Here is a 6,757-nt window from a genome sequence, read left to right on the forward strand (position 1 = left end):
CCGGTGCAGTGGTTCGGCCTGGAGAACTCCAGCGTGTTCTACGAGTACGTGCCGCTGTTCACCAAGTTCAAGCCGGTCGACCGCATCGCACGCGTCGCCATGGATGAGCGCTGCTAACGAGCGCCTCCGCAATCTCACTGAATGTCAAAAAGACCCATCCAACCGGATGGGTCTTTTTTGTTTGCGCGTACCAGGACGTTCGCCACGAAACCGAGGCCCCAGCGGAGCCCCGAGCATCGCGCTTGAGATGTTTCTACCAGCCCTTTCCAAGCCAATTCCGAAGCCACAAGTCCATCGACCGGCTCATCTCGGCCATGAAGTCGCTCGTGTGCTTGCGCGTGTAAATGTCGCGCACACGCGCCCCGGACTCCGTTGCGTGAGGGCGGAACATCGCGTCCATCTCGGCGATTTGAGCGTCCATAGTCGGAGCGTCGGCGCGGCGATAGCGCTCCTCCATCACAAGGTTGACGGTCGGATGCGGGGTTGCCGGGCGCTCCTTCTTAGGGGTTCCAAGGATGAGCATACTCAAGGGCACGGTGTGCTCGGGCAAATACAGAAGGTCACGCACCTCCTCGGCGTTCTCTATGATGTCGCCTATGTAGCAGGTGCCCAATCCCACCGCCTCGGCGGCAATTGCCGCATTCTGCGCCGCAATCACCGCGTCCTGCGCCGCGATTCCAAAATCGCCCAGACCGGGATGCGGGCGGGCAGTGCAGCCAGATTCGGTCGCGAATTCCTCGGTCAAGCACCCCACGTGCTCGAACAGGTCGGTCCACTTGCAGTAGTCCACCACAAACACCAGCGCCCACGGCGCCTTGGAGATCATCGGCTGATTGTCGCAAAGCACCGCGAGGCGATCTCGCGTCGCCTGCTCGCGAATATCGATAATCGAATACATCATCATCGCCCCGGCGCTTGGGGCCCTACTCGCAGCATGGAGCACGGCCTCCCGCTGTTCGGCCGTGATTTCCACCGTCAAGTCGAACTGCCGTGTCGAGCTCCTGCGCTCGATGCAGTCGAGCACCGCGTTTCCCGTCATTCCCATTTACCGCCGTCCTTAAGCATCGGTTACGCTTCTTGGCCCATTCTATGGAAACAACGGATACCTGCAGCTTATCGACTAAATCTCGACAATCCGTGGGTAGTATGTTCCCTTGTCGCCTTCCGCGCGTAGCACATGTTTATCAAGGCCGGGTAAGCGCTGTCCAGGATTTGGGCACGCCGTCTGCTTTAACATCCGTTGAGCGAAGAAGAGGTTGTCGTATGTTCACTGCCATCGTATCCATCGCGGGGCTTGTCGCCTCCGCCTACTTGGGCCGTCGGGAGCTCACCCGTCGCAAGGAATCGGGTGATCGCTCCGGCATGGGCTGGGGCATCACGTTCTGCATCATGCAGGCCATTGCCGTCGCGCTGGGCTTTCTTGGCATGGCGCCCGACGACATCCTCTCTCCCATCATCCTGAACGCCGTGCTCACCGCCTGCACTTGGGCCTCTTTCGCGCGTGACATCACCTGGGCGCGCATCGAATCCTACATGCGTTTCGGTGACGAACTCGCCGCCCGCACCTTCCGACCCGACTGCGGTGCATGTGACAAGTACGATGCGTGCGCACATCGCATCACCCGCGACGAGGACCTCTCCCGCATCGGTCGCCTGGGCCGTAAGCTGCGCGGCCGCGCCCACGAGCTCCGCATCGCGCTGCACCGCCCCACCGCGGTCTGCGTGATGTTGCTCTTGCTCGCCGGCCTGTTCGCCATGCTCGGGCTCGAAACCCCCTCCAACCATGACCTCACCTGGTGCTACCCGCTGTGCATCCTGCTTGAGTGGGCACTCATCACCGCCGTCATGGCCGGCCTGTTCTACCTATTCCAGCGTCGCGGTGGCGCCCCGGCGTTCGTCGCCTTCCTATGCTGGGGCATCGGCATGGCGCAGTTCTTCGTCATCACGTTCAAGTCCATGCCCATCCAGCCCGCCGACCTTTCCGCCCTGGGCACTGCCGCTGCGGTGAGTGGCGGCTTCACCTACATCTTCAGCGCGTTCGGCCTGTACGGCATGACCTTCCTGGCCATCTCCATGCTGCTGTGCTCGCTCGCCGGCGTCTTCCGCCCCGAGCCCGCCAAGCGCAACCGCCGCCTCTTCCTCACCAACCTGTTGATCGGTGCCCTGTGCCTCGTTGGCGTTGGTGCCCACGTCACGCTCATCGACTACTACAACACCCTCAACATCACCGTGTACACCTGGCGCCCGCTCGAGAGCTACTACCGCCAGGGCTTCATCCCCACGTTCATCTCCTCCGCGCAGACCATCAAGCCGCCCGTGCCTAAAGACTACGATATGGCCAAGGCCGAAAAGCTCGAGAAGAAGCTCGCCGGCGAGTACGACGAGACTGCCGGCAAGACCCAGCAGCGCACCGATGCCGAGGCCCAATTCGCCAAGGAAAAGCCCACGGTTATCGCCATCATGAACGAGACGTTCTCCGACCTCTCCATCTACCAGAACATGCATGCCGGCTACAACGGCCCGCAGTTCTTCAAGAACCTCCCCGACACCCTCTCGCGCGGCACCCTCTACGTGAGCGCGTACGGCGGCGGCACCTGCAACACCGAGTTCGAGTTCCTCACTGGTAACTCCATGTCTTACCTTGGGTCGGGCGTGTACCCCTACACGATCTACGACCTGCTCGACACCAAGAATCTCGCCGAGCAGTTCAAGGATCTGGGCTACACCACCACGGCCATGCACCCCAACCACGGCACCAACTGGAACCGCGAGAACGTCTACTCCGGCTTCGGCTTCGATCGCTTCATGACGATCAACGACTTCCAGGATGCCGAGAAGCTCCGCGGCATGGTGTCCGACGCCGCCACCTACGACAAGATCCTCGAGATGCTCGAGTCCGACTCCGCGCCTCAGTTCATCTTCGACGTGACCATGCAGAACCACTCCGGCTATGACACCGGCCTGCTCCCGCCCGATAAGCTGAACAACTACCTGATCGACGGCGCGGTGAACAACGAGGTCAACGAGTATCTGTCCCTCATTGAGGAATCCGACCGCGCGCTCAAGGACTTCGTTGGCAAGCTGCGCAAGCTCGACCGCCCCGTCGTGCTCGTGTTCTTTGGCGACCACCAGCCGTTCTTCCCCGACAAGTACAACAACCGCTGGTTCACCAATGAGGATAAGGCCGAGCACAACATGCGCCTGTGGACCACCGACTACCTCATCTGGGCGAACTACGATGTCGCCGGCAACGACCAGGACAGCCATGTGGACAACCTCTCCACCAACTACCTGGGCACCGAGATGATGAACATCATCGGCGCGCCGCTCAACGACTACCAGAAGGCTCAGCTCACCCTGCGCAACGCGCTGCCCGCCATCAACACCACCGGTTACCTTGACGCCACCGGCACCATCTACCTGTCCAGCGTCAAGGAGGATGAGAACGGCGGAGATGCCCATACTTCGCTGCAAAAGGCAATGCAGGCGCGCTCCGAGTACGCCACGATTCAGTACTACGAGCTCTTTGGCGACGGCAAGGATGTGTACACCAAGCTTCGCCAGAGCGCCGCGAACGAGACCGATCCGAACCTCGCGCCCGGCACGACGCAAATCAAGTAACCCGAGCGAAAGGTCAAGAGGCAAGCGCTCGGCCCGCTTCTGCATATCATGACGTCAAAACCCCTGCATGCGATCAAAACATGCAGGGGTTTTGCATATGATTGCCGTCTCCGTTTTTCACTTGAGGGACTTTTGGTAATTACTTTCCGACCTTGCCCGGTAGACAACCCCAACGCCAAGACAAATCCGCAGGTCGGGCTCCCAACTTCTCACCCGCCATTTCACGGTTTCGAATTCTAATTACCAAAAGTCCCATTCATGAACTTTCCGACACGCCGCACCCCCCCCCACGAAGCGATCACCCAAACCTCAGTCGATGCGCAATCCGGTCGAGCACGGCGACGGGAACCCCGGCGTGACCCTCCAGATACTCCCGGACCGTTCCGTAGCGCTCGTGCAGATGCTCAAGCGTCAATTCCATCTCGGCGGGAATCGCCTCGAACAGGCAACGAGGAGCGCGACGACACAAAAGTGCGGAAACAGCCACGCGCTGAGCACGCATCCCCCGCCCGAGATACCGCTGCGTAGCCGCATAGTCCGCAACGATGTCCTCATCCGAAACCCCAGCGAGTCCCAGCAGCAACATCGCCACAACGCCCGTCCGGTCTTTGCCCGCCCGACAATGAAACAGCGTGCAGCCATCCTGCCCAAAGGCGTCAATCGACTCCATCACGCGTCGGATGCTCGAAGCGTGATTGTCGAGCAGCCCCTTGTACACCGTCGACATGCGATCCGGCAGTGCGTCACGAAACTTTCCCGAATTGAGCTGGTCGAGCATCTGAACATGCACGTACGCCACACCGTCTCGGCCGCGGGCATAAGGATCGGGCCAATGACCAACCTCAAAATCGCTGCGCAAATCGACAACGCATTTCAGACCCTCTCCGTACTCCTGCAGATATTCATAGTCTCCAGGTGTCAATTTGCGAAGAGACGGGCCGCGAAGAAAGATGCCGTATGCCGTTTCCCCTTGCGAGCCGTCCTCCGCCCTATACGCACACCCGCCCAAATCGCGCACGTTTCTCACGCGGGCAAGCGGAAGCTGCTGGGGGCCGGCGGAATGAACTGCGGCATCGCGCCGCTCAGTTGCAATTTCCATATGTGCCAATCCACCTTGCGAATCGAAGCTCTCATACGCTGGATTTTTCCATGCGGTTTGTACACTACATCGTATCGCTCGGTGTTCGCCACTTGCTTACGCAACGTTTACGGCATCCCGCTCTGCCTCGAAATGCCCGAATCGCCAAAACAAAGGGGCGGATTCCATTGCACCCGCCCCGCTCTCTCAAATTGAAGATGGTCCCTGGATGAAGATGATCCCCGAATTGAACGTTTGGCGTTGGGGCAGTCCCCGAATTGAGACTGTTTGGCATTTGCGCACCCTTACAGGTCGCGCGCCTTATACACCCGCAGAGAGACCAGCGCGCTCACGATATAGCACACCACACCGGAGATCAAAGCGCCCATGGCAAACGACGTCAGGCCCTCAGGCGTTTCCGCGAACGAAAGCGCCTGTTGCATGGCCATAATGGCCTCCTCGCCCATGAAGCCGCCCACCATTAACGGCGCAACTCCCAAGAACATCATGATGAAGGGCAGCCACTGCGTCGCCTTGGTCTGGCCGAATTTGAAGAACACCGGCATGGACACCGATGCAATCACAAACCCCATGGCACTGCAGAACGCAAGGGCGAACACCCCCGCCCGAATCATATCCGCATCGAGGCGCACCATGTTGGCGACCACCTCGGGAAGCAGCGAAGCCCCGCCCATCCAGGACAGCAGGCACGCCGCTACGGAAACGAACAGCGACGCGATCAGCGTGCCCGCCAGCACGAACAGATAGCGACCCAACACCACATCTCTGCGCGACACAGGCATGGTCAACCTAAACGCAGCCCAATCGTTTTGCTCGTCGTAATGACTCGCGCTATTTGACAGGTTGAACATCCCCATCATGAAAATGATGCCCGGCAACATGGAAGTGCTGCCCATGCCCACCGTGAAACACACCGCCATGAACAGGATGCCGAACGCCAGCTGCCTGAGGTATTGCCCAGACACCGTGAGCTCCATCTTGAGCATGCGCATCATCGCGCATCACCGCCTTTCTGGACGCCGTCACGCGGATGCAGGACCGTGCCCTTGAGGACGAGCGCCATGTAGTCGTCAATCGACACGCGGTCACATGGGATCTGCGGGAACGCGCGCATGAACTCAAAACGATCGGAAACGAGCAGGTCCACACCATAGTCGTGATGCAAAACGCGCACCTCCATAGGCGCCTGCGCGCTCGCCAGCACCTGCTCGACCTCCGCCGCACGGCACCGCGCCACTCCCATGAGGTCGCAGATTTCGTCCTTGTCGCAGGCAAACACGATACGCCCGTCATCGATGCACACCACCGTGTCGGCGATCTTGTCGAGATCGCTCGTGATATGGCTGCTCATCAGAATCGCATGCTGCGGGTTTCCCGCGGCATCCTCCACCGCCACAAACTCGCGCAGCATGTCGAGCACCTCATCGCGTGCCATGGGGTCGAGCCCGGCGGTCGCCTCGTCCAAGATGAGCACCTGCGGGTTGTGCGCCAGGGCGCAAGCCAAGCTCAACTTCATACCCATACCGCGAGACAGCTCTTTAATCGCCTTCCTCGAATCGAGCTTGAACCGGTGAAGATACTCTTCGAACACGCGCGCGTCCCAATTCCGATACGCGCGCTCCATAAGCTTGCCGACCTCGGCGATCTTGATATGCGGCGGCATCGAAACGGTGTCGAACACTACGCCGATGCGCTCCTTCACCGCGGCGTCGGCGCCGGACAGCCCGCGCGCATCGACACCCAAGATTCGGGCATCGCCCGCATCGATACCGATGATGCCGAGCAGGGCCTTGATGGTCGTTGATTTACCAGCGCCGTTCTGCCCGATAAAACCCACGATTTGCCCCGGTTCCACCGTGAGGGATACGCCCTGCAGTGTGAAACCGTCGTAATGCTTGGTGATATTGCGAGCCTCGATAAGAGGCGCGCCCACTCGTGATGAAGTCATAGCTAGTCGTCACTCTCCAAAAGGGTCCTCATCATCTCGATGAGCTCCTCATCGCCCAAATCGAGCGCCCTGCCAGCTTCGATGGCCTG

General features: G+C 60.1%; 5 protein-coding genes. 1 reads left to right on the plus strand and 4 read right to left on the minus strand.

Annotation, left to right across the window (positions count from 1 at the left end):
- Positions 1–253: 253 nt before the first annotated feature.
- Positions 254–1,045, minus strand: coding sequence for a nitroreductase family protein (locus tag Q5Q88_RS09150; protein ID WP_118652201.1), 792 nt, complete (start codon positions 1,043–1,045; stop codon positions 254–256).
- A 218-nt stretch (positions 1,046–1,263) separates the two neighbouring features.
- On the opposite strand from Q5Q88_RS09150, the gene Q5Q88_RS09155 reads away from it, so the two are divergent.
- Positions 1,264–3,621, plus strand: a complete 2,358-nt coding sequence (locus tag Q5Q88_RS09155) for an LTA synthase family protein (RefSeq protein ID WP_118652198.1) — start codon at positions 1,264–1,266, stop codon at positions 3,619–3,621.
- Between the two features lie 298 nt (positions 3,622–3,919).
- Here Q5Q88_RS09155 and Q5Q88_RS09160 read toward each other — a convergent pair whose 3' ends face one another.
- The 3 genes from Q5Q88_RS09160 to Q5Q88_RS09170 all read right to left on the minus strand — a co-directional run bounded on the left by Q5Q88_RS09160 (position 3,920) and on the right by Q5Q88_RS09170 (position 6,668).
- Positions 3,920–4,720, minus strand: a complete 801-nt coding sequence (locus Q5Q88_RS09160) for a tyrosine-protein phosphatase (protein ID WP_118652195.1) — start codon at positions 4,718–4,720, stop codon at positions 3,920–3,922.
- A 284-nt stretch (positions 4,721–5,004) separates the two neighbouring features.
- Complete coding sequence (locus tag Q5Q88_RS09165; protein ID WP_302743143.1) at positions 5,005–5,715, minus strand: ABC-2 transporter permease; 711 nt, start codon at positions 5,713–5,715, stop codon at positions 5,005–5,007.
- Complete coding sequence (locus Q5Q88_RS09170; protein ID WP_294123357.1) at positions 5,712–6,668, minus strand: ABC transporter ATP-binding protein; 957 nt, start codon at positions 6,666–6,668, stop codon at positions 5,712–5,714. Before Q5Q88_RS09170 ends, Q5Q88_RS09165 begins: the two co-directional genes overlap by 4 nt.
- Positions 6,669–6,757: the final 89 nt, after the last annotated feature.

Source organism: uncultured Collinsella sp., assembly GCF_959026545.1.
Classification (GTDB): domain Bacteria; phylum Actinomycetota; class Coriobacteriia; order Coriobacteriales; family Coriobacteriaceae; genus Collinsella.

Bases quoted from the DNA above. Each gene is read 5' to 3' on its own strand.
- Q5Q88_RS09155 (WP_118652198.1), top strand. From the start codon at position 1,264: ATGTTCACTGCCATCGTATCCATCGCGGGGCTTGTCGCCTCCGCCTAC.
- Q5Q88_RS09160 (WP_118652195.1), bottom strand. From the start codon at position 4,720: ATGGAAATTGCAACTGAGCGGCGCGATGCCGCAGTTCATTCCGCCGGC.
- Q5Q88_RS09165 (WP_302743143.1), bottom strand. From the start codon at position 5,715: ATGATGCGCATGCTCAAGATGGAGCTCACGGTGTCTGGGCAATACCTC.
- Q5Q88_RS09150 (WP_118652201.1), bottom strand. From the start codon at position 1,045: ATGGGAATGACGGGAAACGCGGTGCTCGACTGCATCGAGCGCAGGAGC.
- Q5Q88_RS09170 (WP_294123357.1), bottom strand. From the start codon at position 6,668: ATGACTTCATCACGAGTGGGCGCGCCTCTTATCGAGGCTCGCAATATC.